The organism is Pseudoalteromonas sp. SWXJZ10B, from assembly GCF_015864475.1.
In the GTDB taxonomy this organism is placed as follows: Bacteria; Pseudomonadota; Gammaproteobacteria; order Enterobacterales; family Alteromonadaceae; genus Pseudoalteromonas; species Pseudoalteromonas arctica.
Map to the genome: position 1 here is coordinate 51,564 of NZ_JADYXD010000025.1, position 13,703 is coordinate 65,266.

The 13,703-nt window shown below is 40.8% G+C and carries 19 protein-coding genes; 18 read left to right on the forward strand and 1 reads right to left on the reverse strand.

The window, feature by feature from the left end; all coding sequences use genetic code 11:
• Window positions 1–159: 159 nt before the first annotated feature.
• On the reverse strand, window positions 160–1,323 hold the full coding sequence (locus I6F54_RS17400; protein ID WP_165729097.1) for a hypothetical protein: 1,164 nt from the start codon (window positions 1,321–1,323) through the stop codon (window positions 160–162).
• 702 nt (window positions 1,324–2,025) lie between these two features.
• Between I6F54_RS17400 and I6F54_RS17405 the strand changes: the two genes are divergently transcribed.
• The 18 genes from I6F54_RS17405 to rplQ all read left to right on the forward strand — a co-directional run bounded on the left by I6F54_RS17405 (window position 2,026) and on the right by rplQ (window position 12,745).
• Window positions 2,026–3,996 carry an AsmA family protein gene (locus I6F54_RS17405; RefSeq protein WP_197142465.1) on the forward strand — a complete coding sequence of 657 codons (1,971 nt, stop codon included), beginning with the start codon at window positions 2,026–2,028 and terminating at the stop codon, window positions 3,994–3,996.
• A gap of 273 nt (window positions 3,997–4,269) precedes the next feature.
• Window positions 4,270–4,638 carry a 50S ribosomal protein L14 gene (gene rplN / locus I6F54_RS17410; protein ID WP_002959498.1) on the forward strand — a complete coding sequence of 123 codons (369 nt, stop codon included), beginning with the start codon at window positions 4,270–4,272 and terminating at the stop codon, window positions 4,636–4,638.
• Between the two features lie 10 nt (window positions 4,639–4,648).
• A complete protein-coding gene (gene rplX / locus I6F54_RS17415; protein ID WP_002959496.1) occupies window positions 4,649–4,963 on the forward strand; it encodes a 50S ribosomal protein L24 in 315 nt (104 codons plus the stop codon).
• A gap of 16 nt (window positions 4,964–4,979) precedes the next feature.
• Entirely contained in the window at window positions 4,980–5,519 is a 540-nt protein-coding gene (gene rplE, locus I6F54_RS17420; protein ID WP_010554915.1) for a 50S ribosomal protein L5, read from the forward strand.
• A gap of 10 nt (window positions 5,520–5,529) precedes the next feature.
• Complete coding sequence (gene rpsN, locus I6F54_RS17425; RefSeq protein WP_165741003.1) at window positions 5,530–5,835, forward strand: 30S ribosomal protein S14; 306 nt, start codon at window positions 5,530–5,532, stop codon at window positions 5,833–5,835.
• A gap of 21 nt (window positions 5,836–5,856) precedes the next feature.
• Window positions 5,857–6,249 carry a 30S ribosomal protein S8 gene (rpsH, locus tag I6F54_RS17430; RefSeq protein ID WP_007584660.1) on the forward strand — a complete coding sequence of 131 codons (393 nt, stop codon included), beginning with the start codon at window positions 5,857–5,859 and terminating at the stop codon, window positions 6,247–6,249.
• A gap of 13 nt (window positions 6,250–6,262) precedes the next feature.
• Complete coding sequence (rplF, locus tag I6F54_RS17435; protein ID WP_002959488.1) at window positions 6,263–6,796, forward strand: 50S ribosomal protein L6; 534 nt, start codon at window positions 6,263–6,265, stop codon at window positions 6,794–6,796.
• Between the two features lie 9 nt (window positions 6,797–6,805).
• On the forward strand, window positions 6,806–7,156 hold the full coding sequence (rplR, locus tag I6F54_RS17440) for a 50S ribosomal protein L18 (protein WP_002959486.1): 351 nt from the start codon (window positions 6,806–6,808) through the stop codon (window positions 7,154–7,156).
• A 9-nt stretch (window positions 7,157–7,165) separates the two neighbouring features.
• A complete protein-coding gene (rpsE, locus tag I6F54_RS17445) occupies window positions 7,166–7,672 on the forward strand; it encodes a 30S ribosomal protein S5 (RefSeq protein WP_002959485.1) in 507 nt (168 codons plus the stop codon).
• A 2-nt stretch (window positions 7,673–7,674) separates the two neighbouring features.
• The gene (gene rpmD, locus I6F54_RS17450) at window positions 7,675–7,857 is read left to right on the forward strand and encodes a 50S ribosomal protein L30 (RefSeq protein ID WP_002959482.1); all 183 of its coding nucleotides are present in this window, start codon (window positions 7,675–7,677) and stop codon (window positions 7,855–7,857) included.
• A gap of 4 nt (window positions 7,858–7,861) precedes the next feature.
• Window positions 7,862–8,296 (forward strand): 50S ribosomal protein L15, encoded by a 435-nt coding sequence (gene rplO, locus I6F54_RS17455; RefSeq protein WP_002959480.1) that lies wholly within the window; start codon window positions 7,862–7,864, stop codon window positions 8,294–8,296.
• A gap of 10 nt (window positions 8,297–8,306) precedes the next feature.
• Window positions 8,307–9,635, forward strand: a complete 1,329-nt coding sequence (secY, locus tag I6F54_RS17460; RefSeq protein WP_007584663.1) for a preprotein translocase subunit SecY — start codon at window positions 8,307–8,309, stop codon at window positions 9,633–9,635.
• 22 nt (window positions 9,636–9,657) lie between these two features.
• Window positions 9,658–9,771, forward strand: coding sequence for a 50S ribosomal protein L36 (gene rpmJ / locus I6F54_RS17465; RefSeq protein ID WP_002959476.1), 114 nt, complete (start codon window positions 9,658–9,660; stop codon window positions 9,769–9,771).
• A 124-nt stretch (window positions 9,772–9,895) separates the two neighbouring features.
• The gene (gene rpsM / locus I6F54_RS17470) at window positions 9,896–10,252 is read left to right on the forward strand and encodes a 30S ribosomal protein S13 (RefSeq protein ID WP_007584664.1); all 357 of its coding nucleotides are present in this window, start codon (window positions 9,896–9,898) and stop codon (window positions 10,250–10,252) included.
• Window positions 10,253–10,264: 12 nt separating this feature from the next.
• The gene (rpsK, locus tag I6F54_RS17475; RefSeq protein WP_002959471.1) at window positions 10,265–10,651 is read left to right on the forward strand and encodes a 30S ribosomal protein S11; all 387 of its coding nucleotides are present in this window, start codon (window positions 10,265–10,267) and stop codon (window positions 10,649–10,651) included.
• A 21-nt stretch (window positions 10,652–10,672) separates the two neighbouring features.
• Entirely contained in the window at window positions 10,673–11,293 is a 621-nt protein-coding gene (gene rpsD, locus I6F54_RS17480; protein ID WP_002959461.1) for a 30S ribosomal protein S4, read from the forward strand.
• A gap of 24 nt (window positions 11,294–11,317) precedes the next feature.
• Window positions 11,318–12,304 (forward strand): DNA-directed RNA polymerase subunit alpha, encoded by a 987-nt coding sequence (locus I6F54_RS17485; protein WP_002959452.1) that lies wholly within the window; start codon window positions 11,318–11,320, stop codon window positions 12,302–12,304.
• 39 nt (window positions 12,305–12,343) lie between these two features.
• Window positions 12,344–12,745 (forward strand): 50S ribosomal protein L17, encoded by a 402-nt coding sequence (gene rplQ, locus I6F54_RS17490; RefSeq protein ID WP_002959450.1) that lies wholly within the window; start codon window positions 12,344–12,346, stop codon window positions 12,743–12,745.
• Window positions 12,746–13,703 lie beyond the last annotated feature (958 nt).

Below are 13,703 nucleotides of genomic sequence, written 5' to 3' on the forward strand. Positions count from 1 at the left end.
GTCTCGTTTTAATTATTTTTAAGTAAAACTAATGCTATTAAAACAATTGCTTATGATGAAATGATGTTTTTGGAAGGAAGTTTTTTGATTTTCTGTCGCACGCTGCTGATGCATAAACTAACCTAGCTGTACTATTAAAGTACAGCTAGGAAAGGTTTTTTAGCCAAAAATAGTGCGCATAAGGCTAATTGTTTCGTTTACACTGCGACCTTTTTGAACTTCACTTACAATTGAATCACGTTTACTGCGAATATGTTCAGGGATATCGTCAGCGGCAAGTGCGCGGTCTACTAAAATTTCTGCAGACTCTTTACCTCTACGTTGAGTTTTACCTGTTGTAGTTGTAGTACGCTTAGGCTTGCTTAGCAGTTTAATGTAGTTAGAGTTATCTGGTGTTTTAGCATCAGCATAGTGAAAGAAACATGGGATTAGCGCTTTAATAGCAACTAATTGTTCTTCTAACTCATTACTCGGTTTAGCCATTTTGTACCATGACATAGCTTGAATACCTTTTACGATATCTTGCCAGTAACGCTCAAAATCACTATTTTTAAGTTTAGAAACACCAAGGGCACCACATAAAGCATCTAATCGATTATTTGTAATCGGAGTAAATAAATCAGGGCGACGCATTGCAAGCAAACGAGTTGCAGGCGCAAGTGTTGGTTTTTCGTTGTTGTCGGTGAATATTTTTGAATAAGCAGCAACAAATTGTTGATACTCATATTGAGTAATATCACCTTCAAGCGGAATATTTACTAGTGCGTCGTCAAAAGCACCTGGTAAATCACCAAGCATTTGATGGAAGCTCTTTGCACTCTTTGTAGATGCAAACCATTCAACGTCAAAGTTGTATGTGCTTGGATCAAGTGATGCCATGTGCTTACCGCTAAACGCAAGTAAATCTTCAGGGATCATATCTTTAAGAGACTGTTCACGAATGCTTTTAATGTAGTCTACTAAACGAAGCTGTTCATCAAGTGCAATAACGTCTTTGTGTTGTTCTACAAATACACTTACAACAGGCCAAGGAGCAATACGTAAAGTTTTAACCTGTAAAAAGCTGATAGCTGAAATAAGCTGGTCGTGTAGCTTTTTAAGTACAGGCAATTGCTGTGGCTCTAGTAAATCGTAGTTCATACGATCTCTGCTAGCATTTAGCAATTCGTAACACCAAGGTAAAAAATCATCAGGGTGGTTTTCTACTTTCACGGCCATAAGGTTAAGGCTTAACTCTGAAGATTGCTTCAGAATGTTCTGATAGATTTGGTTTTCTTGTTCGCCTAGCGTCATTTTTGACGGTGAAATTAGCAGTTTTTTCATGCCTTGTAGAATCTCCGGTTTAGATATATATTTTTTTGCTGGTCTATTTTAGCGCAATTACGCTAATAACAACAGCGCTGTCCTTCATCCGTTGTAATTGAAATGACTAAATCGGTATTTTTGCTAATAAAATGAGACTAACGCTTTAACATGTATTAATCATTTTCATTTAGTACAAAGAGACTCTCAACTAAAATGTTGAGTTGTTTTTAGGGCAACTATGAACGACGGCGTAAGCCGTAATATTTCTACTGTACTTATTGTTTTGCTCGAAAAGTTAATCGTATCAGCGAGCTCTTATTGCGACAATCTGGCAAATTTACAAAAATGTTGCTATTTGGTTTCGCGTATTTTGTTCTTAAATTCTGCTATTGCCTAATAAACGAAAGCCCATGAGCCTAAAATATAATAGCCATATTAAATGTAGCATTATTAAGAGTGGTATATCAGAAGCAAAAGTGTCAAAAACTAGAACAGCATAATAAAGCGAAGACCACGTACTTAATAAATAATTGTATCAGCGGTATTTAAGTCTTTATTTATAGAGTCTTCAATGCAACCTAGAGGTATTAAAATGTTTCAGGAGCGATTCATACAGAGACTGTAAAATTCAATAAAGTGCTTTTTTATCATAACTACAATGATTTTAAGGCTAACACTCGCTATGATAAGAACATTATTTGCACGTTTGAAAGGACGATCATGAAAACCTTACTTAAAATTGTAGGTGTAATACTTTTACTATGTATAGCACTCATTGCCGCCGCACCGTTTTTAATCCCTACTGATACTATTTTTAATAAAGTGTCGCAGCAGGTAGAACAAACAACTGGGCGTACTCTTACTATTAAAGGTGATAAAACACTTAGCGTATTCCCTGCATTAAAGTTAGAACTTAACGACGTGCATTTTGCAAACATGGAATCAGGTTCGCGCGCCGATATGGCGAGTATGAAACAGCTTGCTGTACACATACCTTGGTTTTCATTATTTGGTGGTGAGTTTAAATTAGATAAGTTTGTTATAAACGAACCAAATATTCTATTAGAAACCGACAAAAATGGTAAAGCTAATTGGCAGTTGTTTGATGCAGTTGCAGAGCAACCTAAAGAGCAAAGCCAATCAGGTGAAGCGATAAAGCTTCCAGATAACTTTGATATTGAATTAGGTGAGGTTGCTATTTATGGCGGTACATTTACTTACCTAGATGGCCAAACAGGTGCTAAACAACAAATTAGTGATCTAGAGCTCGCTATTTTACTTCCTTCACTTCGTAAAACATTAGAAGTAAAAGGCGGTATTACTTATATGCAAGAACGTTTTGAGCTTGATATAAAACTAGATACTCCGGCTAAAGCAATTGAAGGCACCACTTTTAATGTTAAACAAACCTTAGATTCTCGTTTAGTTGATCTAACGTTCGAAGGGAGCATCGCTAAGCAAGGCCAAGATATTAAAGGTCAGTTAGCATTAAATGGTGAGTCAGTTAAAAACATTGCGAAATGGCAAGGTGTAGAGTTAAACGCTAAAGACAATGCTTTTAACGCATTTAGTGTAAACGGTAAAATGCACCTAGCAGGTGAGAAATTTAATTTAGAAGATTTAGTTGCGACGTTAGACGCATTGGAAATAAAAGGTAAGAGCGAGCTTAACCTAGGTAAGCGTTTAGCTGTAAATGCTGATATTGATTTAGGTATGCTTGATTTAAACCCGTACCTGCCTGAAGCAGTAGCAAAACAAGAAGAGCCAGTAGAGCAAAATGATAAGCCTGCGGAGCCAATAGTATGGGATGACACTAAAATTGATCTAAGTGCGTTAAATTCACTAGATGCGAATGTAGTTATTCGTTCAAGTGGATTAAAAGCTAACGATATTAAGTTGGGCGCAAATCAATTTACTGTTGCTTTAAAAAATAGCATTGCAAAACTAAGCCTAGATAGCTTTTCTGCTTATGAAGGGTCAGGTAAAGGCGTTATCAATGTAAACGCACAACAAGTACCTTATAAAATATCAACTAACTTTGACTTAGCTGGTATAGATGCACAGCCTTTATTAACTGATGCGGCAGGTTTTGACAAGCTAATGGGTAAGGGGTCTTTAAATTGGAACCTAAACACAACTGGCCAAAGTCAAAAGTCGTTTATTGGTGCGCTTAACGGAAAACTTGGATTTGAGTTTGCTGATGGAGCCGTAAAAGGTGCGAATATAGCTGAGATGGTTCGTAAAGGTAAGGAACTCATTTCAGGAAACTTTGGTGCTGCGTCTGAAGGGCTGGATACTGGGTTTGAAGAATCAGAGCAAACAGATTTCTCTGCACTGACTGGAAGTTTTAACTTTACTAATGGTGTTGGTAAAAATACTGATTTATCACTTATTAGCCCACTCGTTAGAATATCAGGTGAAGGCGATGTTGATTTACCACAAACAACAGTTAATTACCGTTTGGTTACAGGCATAGTTGGATCAATCGAAGGACAGGGAACCACTGATGACAGCACTGGTTTTAAAATACCACTACGTATAAAAGGGCCTTTCCACGATGTTGGTATAAAGCTTGATGTAGGCAATGCGCTCAAAGATGAAGCTAAGCAGAAAGTCGATGAGGCTAAAGAAAAAGCCAAAGACAAAGCAAAAGATAAGATTAAAGATAAATTAAAAGGTTTATTTGGTTAATCAACTACAGCTAACGTAAACAAGGCACTTATATAGTGCCTTGTTTGTTTTGTAACCATCTGTAAAATAGCTACATAGCCGTAATTACTCAACTTTAATAACCATACACTCCAAATTAATTAAAAAATAACCTATCGCTACCCCCTCAATGCTGGTACAATTGCCCGCCCTTAAGAGACAACTCGTTTGTTTTTTGATTGGGATTTAATCGAAATGTCTGATTTTTAAACGAATTTTAGACACGTTGTAATTACTACACCGGAGGTCATTAACATGATCCAAATGCAAACTCAGCTGGAAGTTGCTGATAACAGCGGCGCTCGCAAAGTGCAGTGTATAAAAGTCCTTGGTGGTTCACACCGTCGCTACGCAGCGATTGGCGACATCATTAAAGTTTCTGTAAAAGAAGCTATTCCTCGCGGTAAAGTGAAGAAAGGTGATGTTAAAAACGCGGTAGTTGTGCGTACCAGAAAAGGTGTTCGCCGTCCAGATGGTTCTTTGATCCGTTTTGACAGCAACGCGGCTGTTATCTTAAATGATAACTTGCAGCCAATTGGTACACGTATTTTCGGCCCTGTGACTCGCGAACTTCGTAATGATAAGTTCATGAAAATCGTTTCACTAGCCCCAGAAGTACTGTAAGGAGCCAATCATGGCAGCAAAAATACGTCGTGATGACGAAGTAATCGTACTAGCAGGTAAAGACAAAGGTAAGCGCGGAAAAGTGCTTTCAGTTGTTACTGAATCTGGTCGAATCTTTGTCGAAGGCATAAACTTGATCAAGAAACACCAAAAGCCGGTTCCACAATTGAACCAAGCTGGCGGCATTGTTGAGAAAGAAGCATCTATGGATGCATCAAACGTTGCGATCTTCAACTCGGAAACGAGTAAAGCTGATCGTGTAGGTTTCAAGATTGAAGATGGTAAGAAATTACGTATCTTTAAATCTACTGGTAAAACTATCTAATAGTTGGAGTAGAATGATGGCGAAACTGCATGAAGTATATAAAGACAAAGTAGTTGCGGAACTTCAAGAGAAGTTTGGTTTCAGCTCTGTCATGCAAGTCCCTCAGATCGAAAAGATCACATTGAATATGGGCGTGGGCGAAGCCCTAGCTGACAAGAAGATTTTAGATAACGCAGTAGCGGATCTAGCAGCAATCTCTGGTCAGAAACCTCTAATCACTAAAGCACGCAAATCTGTTGCTGGCTTCAAAGTGCGTGAAGGTTACCCGATTGGTTGTAAAGTAACCCTACGCGGCGAGCGTATGTGGGACTTTTTTGAGCGTTTGGTATCAATCGCTATCCCACGTATTCGTGACTTCCGTGGCGTAAGTGCTAAGTCTTTTGATGGACGTGGCAACTACAGCATGGGCGTACGTGAACAAATCATCTTCCCAGAAATCGATTACGATAAAGTAGACCGTGTACGCGGTATGGATATTACTATCACTACTTCTGCGAAATCTGATGAGGAAGGCCGTGCGTTGTTAGAAGCGTTTAACTTCCCATTTAAGAAATAAGGGTAGGGTTATGGCAAAGAATTCTATGAAAGCGCGCGAAGCAAAGCGCACAAAACTAGTTGCTCAGTTCGCTGAAAAGCGCACAGCACTAAAAGCTATCATCAGTGATGTTAATACATCTGAAGATGATCGTTGGGACGCGGTACTTAAGCTACAAGCTTTACCTCGTGATTCTAGCCCTGCACGTCAACGTAATCGTTGTAACATTACGGGCCGCCCACATGGTTTCCTTCGCAAATTCGGCATGAGCCGTATTAAAGTTCGCGAAGCAGCTATGCGCGGTGAAATTCCTGGCCTTAAAAAGGCTAGCTGGTAATAGAATCATGGGAGTAAGACTATGAGCTTGCAAGATCCTATCGCGGATTTGTTCACACGAATTCGTAACGGTCAATCAGCGAAGAAAGTATCTGTAACGATGCCAACTTCAAAGCTGAAAGTAGCATTAGCTAAAGTACTAAAAGACGAAGGTTATATCGTAGATTTCGCCGTTAACGGTGAAACTAAACCTGAGCTTTCTATCGAATTGAAGTACTTCGAAGGCAAAGCTGTAATTGAAAATATCCAGCGTGTAAGTCGCCCTGGTCTACGTATCTATAAGAAACGTGACCAATTACCTAAGGTAATGGGTGGTCTTGGTATCGCTATCGTATCAACTTCTAAAGGCCTAATGACAGACCGCACAGCACGTAGTGCTGGTGTTGGTGGTGAAATCATTGGTTTTGTAGCTTAATCGGAGGGGAACTATGTCTCGCATAGCAAAGGCACCAATTACTGTTCCTGCCGGTGTAGAAGTTACATTAAAAGGCCAGGAAATCACAGTTAAAGGCAAAAACGGTGAACTTACTCGTACTATCAACAACGCTGTTGAAGTACAAGTTAATGACAACGTTATTACTACTTTACCTCGTGATGGCGTAGCTAATGCATGGGCTCAAGCAGGTACTGCTCGCGCTCTAATCAACAACATGGTTGTTGGTACGCATGAAGGTTACGAGAAGAAACTTCAGTTAGTAGGCGTGGGTTACCGTGCTGCAGCTAAGGGTAAAACATTAGATTTAACTCTTGGCTTCTCACACCCAGTTAATTTCGCAGTTCCTGAAGGAATTACGATTGAAACTCCAAGCCAAACAGAAGTTCTAGTTAAGGGCGTAGATAAGCAGTTAGTTGGTCAAACAGCTGCTAACATTCGTGCATACCGTAAACCTGAGCCTTATAAAGGCAAGGGTGTTCGTTATTCAGATGAGAATGTACGCCGTAAAGAGGCTAAGAAGAAGTAAGGTAAGACGATGGATAAAAAAACAGCTCGTCTACGTCGTGCTAAACGCACTCGTAGAAATTATATTGAACAAGGCACAACGCGTCTTGTTATCCACCGCACGCCACGTCACATCTACGCTCAAGTTGTAAATGCTGAGGGTAATGTACTGGCTGCTGCTTCTACTGTTGAAAAGGCTATTAGCGAAACAGTTAAAGGCACCGGTAACGTTGAAGCTGCGCAAGCAGTTGGCAAAGCGGTTGCTGAACGTGCGGCTGACAAAGGCATCGAAAAGATTGCTTTTGATCGCAGTGGCTTTAAATATCACGGCCGTGTGAAGGCGCTAGCTGATGCTGCGCGTGAAGCCGGTTTGCAATTCTAGGAGTAGACTATGGCTAACGTAGAAGCAAAGCAACAACAGCCTGATCTAGCTGAAAAGCTAATCGCGGTGAACCGTGTGTCTAAAGTAGTTAAAGGTGGTCGTATCTTTAGCTTTACTGCACTAACTGTAGTTGGTGATGGCGCAGGTAAAGTAGGTTTCGGTTATGGTAAAGCACGTGAAGTTCCAGCTGCTATTCAAAAAGCAATGGAAAAAGCACGTCGTAACATGATCAACGTAGACCTAAATGGCAACACATTACAGCATCCTGTTAAGGGACGTCATGCTGGCTCACTAGTGTTCATGAAACCAGCATCTGAAGGTACTGGTATCATTGCAGGTGGTGCTATGCGTGCAGTACTTGAAGTGACTGGTGTGCAGAACGTACTTTCTAAATGTTACGGTTCTACTAACCCAATCAACGTGGTACGTGCAACGATTTCGGCTCTTGAGAATATGAATTCTCCACAGTCAATCGCTGCAAAACGTGGCCTTCGCGTAGACGAAATACTGGGGTAACCATGGCAAATCAAACTGTAAAAGTAACACAAGTAAAAAGCTCTATCGGTCGTTTACCGAAACATAAAGCTACATTACGCGGTCTTGGTTTACGTCGTATCAACCACACTGTTGAGTTAGAAGACACAGCATGTGTACGTGGTATGATAAACAAGGTTTCTTACATGGTTAAGGTAGAGGGTTAATTCGATGCATTTGAATACACTTTCACCTGCTGCAGGTTCAAAAACTGCTCCAAAACGTGTTGGTCGTGGTATCGGTTCTGGTCTAGGTAAGACTGGTGGTCGTGGTCACAAAGGTCAAAAATCACGTTCTGGCGGCAAAGTACGCGTTGGTTTTGAAGGCGGTCAAATGCCTATGCAACGTCGTCTACCTAAATTTGGTTTTACTTCTCGCAAATCTTTAGTATCTGCAGAAATAAACCTTTTTGAAATCGCTAAAGTAGAAGGCGATGTGGTAGACCTAAGCGCGTTACAAGCAGCTGGTCTAGTTAAAAAGAACGTTCTTTTCGTTAAAGTTGTTAAATCTGGCGAAGTTTCACGCGCTGTTACCGTTAAAGGCCTTAAAGCCTCTAAAGGTGCTCGCGAAGCTATTGAAGCTGCCGGAGGCAAGGTAGAAGACTAAGGAAGTACTAATGGCTAAACCAGGTCAAGATACAAAAAGTGCACAAGGTGGACTTTCGGAATTGAAGCGCCGATTACTCTTCGTATTGGGTGCTATCATAATTTACCGTCTAGGTTCATTTGTGCCGATCCCTGGGATTGACGCCGCTGTACTTGCCGATTTCTTCGAGCAACAAAAGGGCACCATTGTTGAGATGTTCAACATGTTCAGTGGTGGTGCACTTGAGCGAGCTTCAGTGTTAGCACTGGGTATTATGCCGTATATCTCGGCTTCGATTATTACGCAACTATTAACGCATATGTATCCTCCGTTTATAGAGCTTAAGAAAGAAGGTGAGCAAGGGCGTAAAAAAATTAGCCAGTACACACGCTATGGCACGCTTGTGCTAGCTACTATTCAATCAATCGGTATTGCTTCTAGCTTACCGGGCATGATGGAGGGGTTAGTTGTTAACCCTGGTATGGGTTTCTATTTCACCGCAGTGGTGAGTTTAGTAACTGGTACTATGTTCCTTATGTGGTTGGGTGAACAAATAACAGAGCGCGGTATCGGTAACGGTATCTCTGTTCTAATATTTGTTGGTATTGTAGCTAACTTGCCGTCTGCTATTGGTTCGACAGTCGAAATGGCGCGCCAAGGTGATTTGAATGTTTTTGTACTGTTGATGGTTGCGGTAATCGTATTCGCTGTTACTTATCTTGTAGTGTTTTTCGAACGTGGACAACGTCGTATTGTTGTTAACTACGCTAAACGCCAACAAGGTCGTCAAGTATTTGCTGCTCAAAGCACGCATTTACCACTAAAAGTAAATATGGCGGGTGTTATTCCACCAATCTTCGCTAGCAGTATAATTCTGTTCCCTGGTACAATTGCTAGCTGGTTCGGCCAAGGTGAAGGTCCAGTCGCTGATGTATTACAAGCTGTTGCTACTACGTTGACCCCAGGTCAACCGTTGTACTCACTTGTTTTAGCTGCGGCTATTATCTTCTTCTGCTTTTTCTACACAGCGTTGGTTTTTAACCCACGTGAAACAGCAGATAACCTTAAGAAATCTGGCGCATTTATCCCAGGTATTCGTCCAGGTGAGCAGACATCTAAATACATTGATAAAGTGATGACACGCCTGACATTGGCAGGTGCTTTGTATATAACCTTTATCTGTCTGGTGCCTGAATTCATGACGATGGCGTGGCAAACGCCATTCTACTTCGGCGGTACATCAGTTTTGATTATCGTTGTAGTAATCATGGACTTTATGGCACAAGTACAGACTCACCTGATGTCTCATCAGTATGATTCTGTGCTGAAAAAAGCGAACCTTAAAGGCTACGGTCGATAAGGTCAGTTTACGGAGTTGAGCAATGAAAGTACGTGCTTCCGTTAAGAAAATATGCCGTAACTGTAAAGTTATTAAACGTGCTGGTGTAGTACGCGTAATTTGCAGTGAGCCTAAGCATAAGCAAAGGCAAGGTTAAGTAAACAGCGTGCAGGCTGAGTTTTCTCGGCCTGTGTTTTTAGTAGTAATTTGGTCTTCGTTTGAGTATCCTTACGGGCTTTTCAAACAGATGATTACCAAATTCGAATATAGGAGATGTGTTAGTGGCCCGTATTGCTGGCATTAACGTCCCTGATCATAAACATGCAGTTATTGGTTTAACAGCTATTTATGGCATAGGTAAGACTCGCTCTAAGGCTATCTTAGTAGCGACTGGTATCGCCGAAACCACAAAAATCGGTGAACTTTCAGACGAAATTCTTGACGTACTGCGTGATGCAGTTGGCAAGTACACTGTTGAAGGTGATCTTCGTCGTGAAGTTACTTTAAATATCAAGCGCCTTATGGACCTTGGTTGTTATCGTGGCCTACGTCACCGTCGCTCTTTACCACTACGTGGTCAAAGAACTAAGACTAACGCGCGCACCCGCAAGGGTCCTCGTAAGCCTATTAAGCGATAAGGGGATAGTATTATGGCTAAGACACCAATTCGTCGTAAAAAGGTTAAAAAACAAGTTGCTGATGGTATGGCTCATGTTCATGCGTCTTTCAACAACACTATTGTAACGATTACCGACCGTCAAGGTAATGCACTATCATGGGCTACTGCCGGTGGTTCAGGTTTCCGTGGTTCACGTAAATCTACACCATTTGCTGCTCAGGTTGCTGCAGAGCGTGCAGGTACTGCTGCTCAAGAATACGGTTTAAAAAATCTAGAAGTTTTCATCAAAGGTCCAGGTCCAGGTCGTGAATCTGCTGTACGTGCTTTGAATGCTGCTGGTTACCGTATTACCAACATTACTGACGTGACGCCTATACCACATAATGGTTGTCGTCCACCGAAGAAACGTCGCGTTTAACAATAGGTTAGGAGAAATAACATGGCAAGATATTTGGGCCCTAAGCTCAAGCTGAGTCGTCGTGAAGGTACTGACCTGTTCCTTAAGAGCGGCGTAAGAGCTATCGACTCTAAGTGTAAACTTGAGACTGCACCTGGTCAGCACGGCGCCCGTAAAGGTCGTTTATCTGATTACGGTTTACAATTACGTGAAAAGCAAAAAGTACGTCGTATATACGGTGTATTAGAAAAGCAATTCCGTAACTACTACAAAGAAGCTGCTCGCCTTAAAGGTAATACAGGTGAAAACTTGTTACAGCTTTTAGAGCAACGTTTAGACAATGTTGTATATCGCATGGGTTTTGCTAGCACACGTGCAGAAGCACGTCAGTTAGTAAGCCATAAAGCGATTTTAGTTAATGGTCGTGTTGTGAACATTCCTTCATACGTAATTACTCCAGAAGATACTGTTGTAATCCGTGAGAAGTCTAAGACACAAGCACGTATCATCGCTGCTCTAGAGTTGGCTGAGCAACGTGAAAAGCCGACTTGGGTTGAAGTTGACGGTAAGAAATTGGAAGGCAGCTTTAAGCGTCTACCTGAGCGTTCAGACCTGTCTGCGGACATTAATGAACAACTAATCGTCGAACTTTACTCTAAGTAAAGTTAAGAGTTAAGAGAGGATAAAATGCAGGGTTCTGTTACAGAATTTCTAAAACCAAGGTTAGTCGACATCGACGCTATCAACCCAACGCGTTCTAAAATAGTTTTAGAACCATTAGAGCGTGGCTTTGGCCATACTCTGGGTAATGCTTTACGCCGTATATTACTTTCATCTATGCCTGGATGTGCAGTAACTGAAGTTGAAATCGACGGTGTATTACATGAGTACAGCGCGAAAGAAGGCGTTCAAGAAGACATCATTGAAATACTATTAAACCTTAAAGGTTTAGCAGTAACGTTAGAAGGCAAAGATGAAGTTTTTCTGACCCTGACTAAATCTGGTGTAGGCCCTGTTACTGCGGCTGATATTCAGCACGATGGCGATGTAACAATTGCTAATCCAGATCACGTTATTTGTAATTTAACTACAAATAACAGCGAGATCAGCATGCGTATTCGTGTTGAACGTGGTCGTGGTTATGTGCCGGCATCTAGTCGTTTATCCTCTGATGACGATGAGCGTCCAATTGGTAGATTGTTGCTTGATGCATCATTTAGCCCAGTTGAACGTATTGCGTACTCGGTTGAATCAGCTCGAGTTGAGCAACGTACAGATTTAGACAAGTTAATCATTGATATGGAAACAAACGGCACTTTAGATCCAGAAGAAGCGATCCGCCGTGCGTCTACTATCTTAGCTGAGCAATTAGATGCATTCGTAGATTTACGTGATGTAACTGAGCCAGAAGAGAAAGAAGAGAAGCCAGAATTCGATCCTATTCTACTTCGTCCAGTTGATGACCTTGAATTAACAGTACGCTCAGCAAATTGTTTGAAAGCCGAGCAAATTCAATATATCGGTGATTTAGTTCAGCGCACTGAAGTTGAGCTTCTTAAAACACCTAATTTAGGTAAGAAGTCTCTAACTGAAATTAAAGACGTGCTAGCTTCACGTGGACTTTCTCTGGGCATGCGCCTAGAAAATTGGCCACCTGCAAGTTTAGCTGAATAATCTAAATCACTATATTAGTTTAGTTAGAAGGATAGGGTCATGCGCCATCGTAAGAGTGGTCGTCAATTAAACCGTAACAGTAGCCATCGTAAAGCGATGTTTAGCAATATGGCAGGTTCTTTGGTGAAACATGAAATCATCAAAACTACTTTGCCTAAAGCGAAAGAGTTACGTCGTGTAATTGAACCTTTAATCACACTGGCTAAGACTGACAGTGTAGCAAATCGCCGTTTAGCGTTTGCTCGCACGCGTGATAATGAAGTTGTTGGTAAATTATTCAGTGAAATCGGTCCACGTAACGCGGATCGTCCAGGTGGTTACACTCGTATTCTTAAGTGTGGCTTCCGTACTGGTGATAATGCACCAATGGCTTATATTGAACTAGTTGGTCGCCCAGCGACTAGCGAAGCAGTTCAAGAAGACGCACAGTCTGCAGAGTAAGTCTTAAAGAAACCTAAAAGCCGAGCCTATGCTCGGCTTTTTCTTGCCTAAAATTTGTCAAACTATATGAACCAGTAATTACCTTCTATTATGGGCAATGACTCATAGATTCTGAATTGATAAGTTGTTTTGACAGCTGCTTTAATAGCTCTACCTAATTACTCTTTATTTACCATTCATTCAAAATAGCCTATCAGATTCTAGTTAAAGATCATTTCCACTATATATTGTGATTTACAGCTATTAATAATACCGCCACGAATTGAGCTACAATTAGAGCAATCCCTAACGAAGTTTCTACTTATACAGCTGATTAAAAGATATAACGTGCGTACTCTTATAAATATACCGGTACTAAGAAGCTCAGAGTAAAGTTAACCATTACGGCCTAAGTAAACTTCCTCCTAAAATATGTAAAACTATTATTAAACATAGGCTGATCAATTTAATTCTCAGCTTTTGATTAATTTAAATGATTATAGGAATACGACTCTTGCTCTATTGGTTGTTTTTTCTGCATCGATGATCGAAATGTGTCTCTACCCGTTAGTAGTTGCCACAACTTTCATTTCAAATAGCTCTATGAACCTATTAATAATGGTAGTTTAGTTGTGTTTTTGAGCGTTTAGCTCAAATACCCAGCGAACAGCACATTATTTCAAGTTTTCTTCAAAAAAGGGTTGATCTGTTTTCGGATCTCCCTATAATGCGACCCCACTGAGACGGGAAACGCCAACGCATAGCGAGGCACGAACTACTCAGGGTGTTAAGTAAAACTTAGTTTGAATCTTTTTAGAAAGTTTAAATTTAAGTGTTGACAAAAAAATAGGAAAGCGTAATATGCGCAGCCCTAGCGAGATAAAGTTTAACTTTATAATCGCAACGTTCTTTAACAATATAAAGCAATCATCTGTGTGGGCACTCGTACAGATTGAGTTCTAACAGCCAACCTACTTAG

Bases quoted from the DNA above. Each gene is read 5' to 3' on its own strand.
- rplQ (WP_002959450.1), top strand. From the start codon at position 12,344: ATGCGCCATCGTAAGAGTGGTCGTCAATTAAACCGTAACAGTAGCCAT.
- rpsN (WP_165741003.1), top strand. From the start codon at position 5,530: ATGGCAAAGAATTCTATGAAAGCGCGCGAAGCAAAGCGCACAAAACTA.
- secY (WP_007584663.1), top strand. From the start codon at position 8,307: ATGGCTAAACCAGGTCAAGATACAAAAAGTGCACAAGGTGGACTTTCG.
- rpmD (WP_002959482.1), top strand. From the start codon at position 7,675: ATGGCAAATCAAACTGTAAAAGTAACACAAGTAAAAAGCTCTATCGGT.
- I6F54_RS17400 (WP_165729097.1), bottom strand. From the start codon at position 1,323: ATGAAAAAACTGCTAATTTCACCGTCAAAAATGACGCTAGGCGAACAA.
- rpsH (WP_007584660.1), top strand. From the start codon at position 5,857: ATGAGCTTGCAAGATCCTATCGCGGATTTGTTCACACGAATTCGTAAC.
- rplN (WP_002959498.1), top strand. From the start codon at position 4,270: ATGATCCAAATGCAAACTCAGCTGGAAGTTGCTGATAACAGCGGCGCT.
- rpsD (WP_002959461.1), top strand. From the start codon at position 10,673: ATGGCAAGATATTTGGGCCCTAAGCTCAAGCTGAGTCGTCGTGAAGGT.
- rplO (WP_002959480.1), top strand. From the start codon at position 7,862: ATGCATTTGAATACACTTTCACCTGCTGCAGGTTCAAAAACTGCTCCA.
- rpsK (WP_002959471.1), top strand. From the start codon at position 10,265: ATGGCTAAGACACCAATTCGTCGTAAAAAGGTTAAAAAACAAGTTGCT.
- rpmJ (WP_002959476.1), top strand. From the start codon at position 9,658: ATGAAAGTACGTGCTTCCGTTAAGAAAATATGCCGTAACTGTAAAGTT.
- I6F54_RS17405 (WP_197142465.1), top strand. From the start codon at position 2,026: ATGAAAACCTTACTTAAAATTGTAGGTGTAATACTTTTACTATGTATA.
- rpsE (WP_002959485.1), top strand. From the start codon at position 7,166: ATGGCTAACGTAGAAGCAAAGCAACAACAGCCTGATCTAGCTGAAAAG.
- rplE (WP_010554915.1), top strand. From the start codon at position 4,980: ATGGCGAAACTGCATGAAGTATATAAAGACAAAGTAGTTGCGGAACTT.
- I6F54_RS17485 (WP_002959452.1), top strand. From the start codon at position 11,318: ATGCAGGGTTCTGTTACAGAATTTCTAAAACCAAGGTTAGTCGACATC.
- rplR (WP_002959486.1), top strand. From the start codon at position 6,806: ATGGATAAAAAAACAGCTCGTCTACGTCGTGCTAAACGCACTCGTAGA.
- rplF (WP_002959488.1), top strand. From the start codon at position 6,263: ATGTCTCGCATAGCAAAGGCACCAATTACTGTTCCTGCCGGTGTAGAA.
- rplX (WP_002959496.1), top strand. From the start codon at position 4,649: ATGGCAGCAAAAATACGTCGTGATGACGAAGTAATCGTACTAGCAGGT.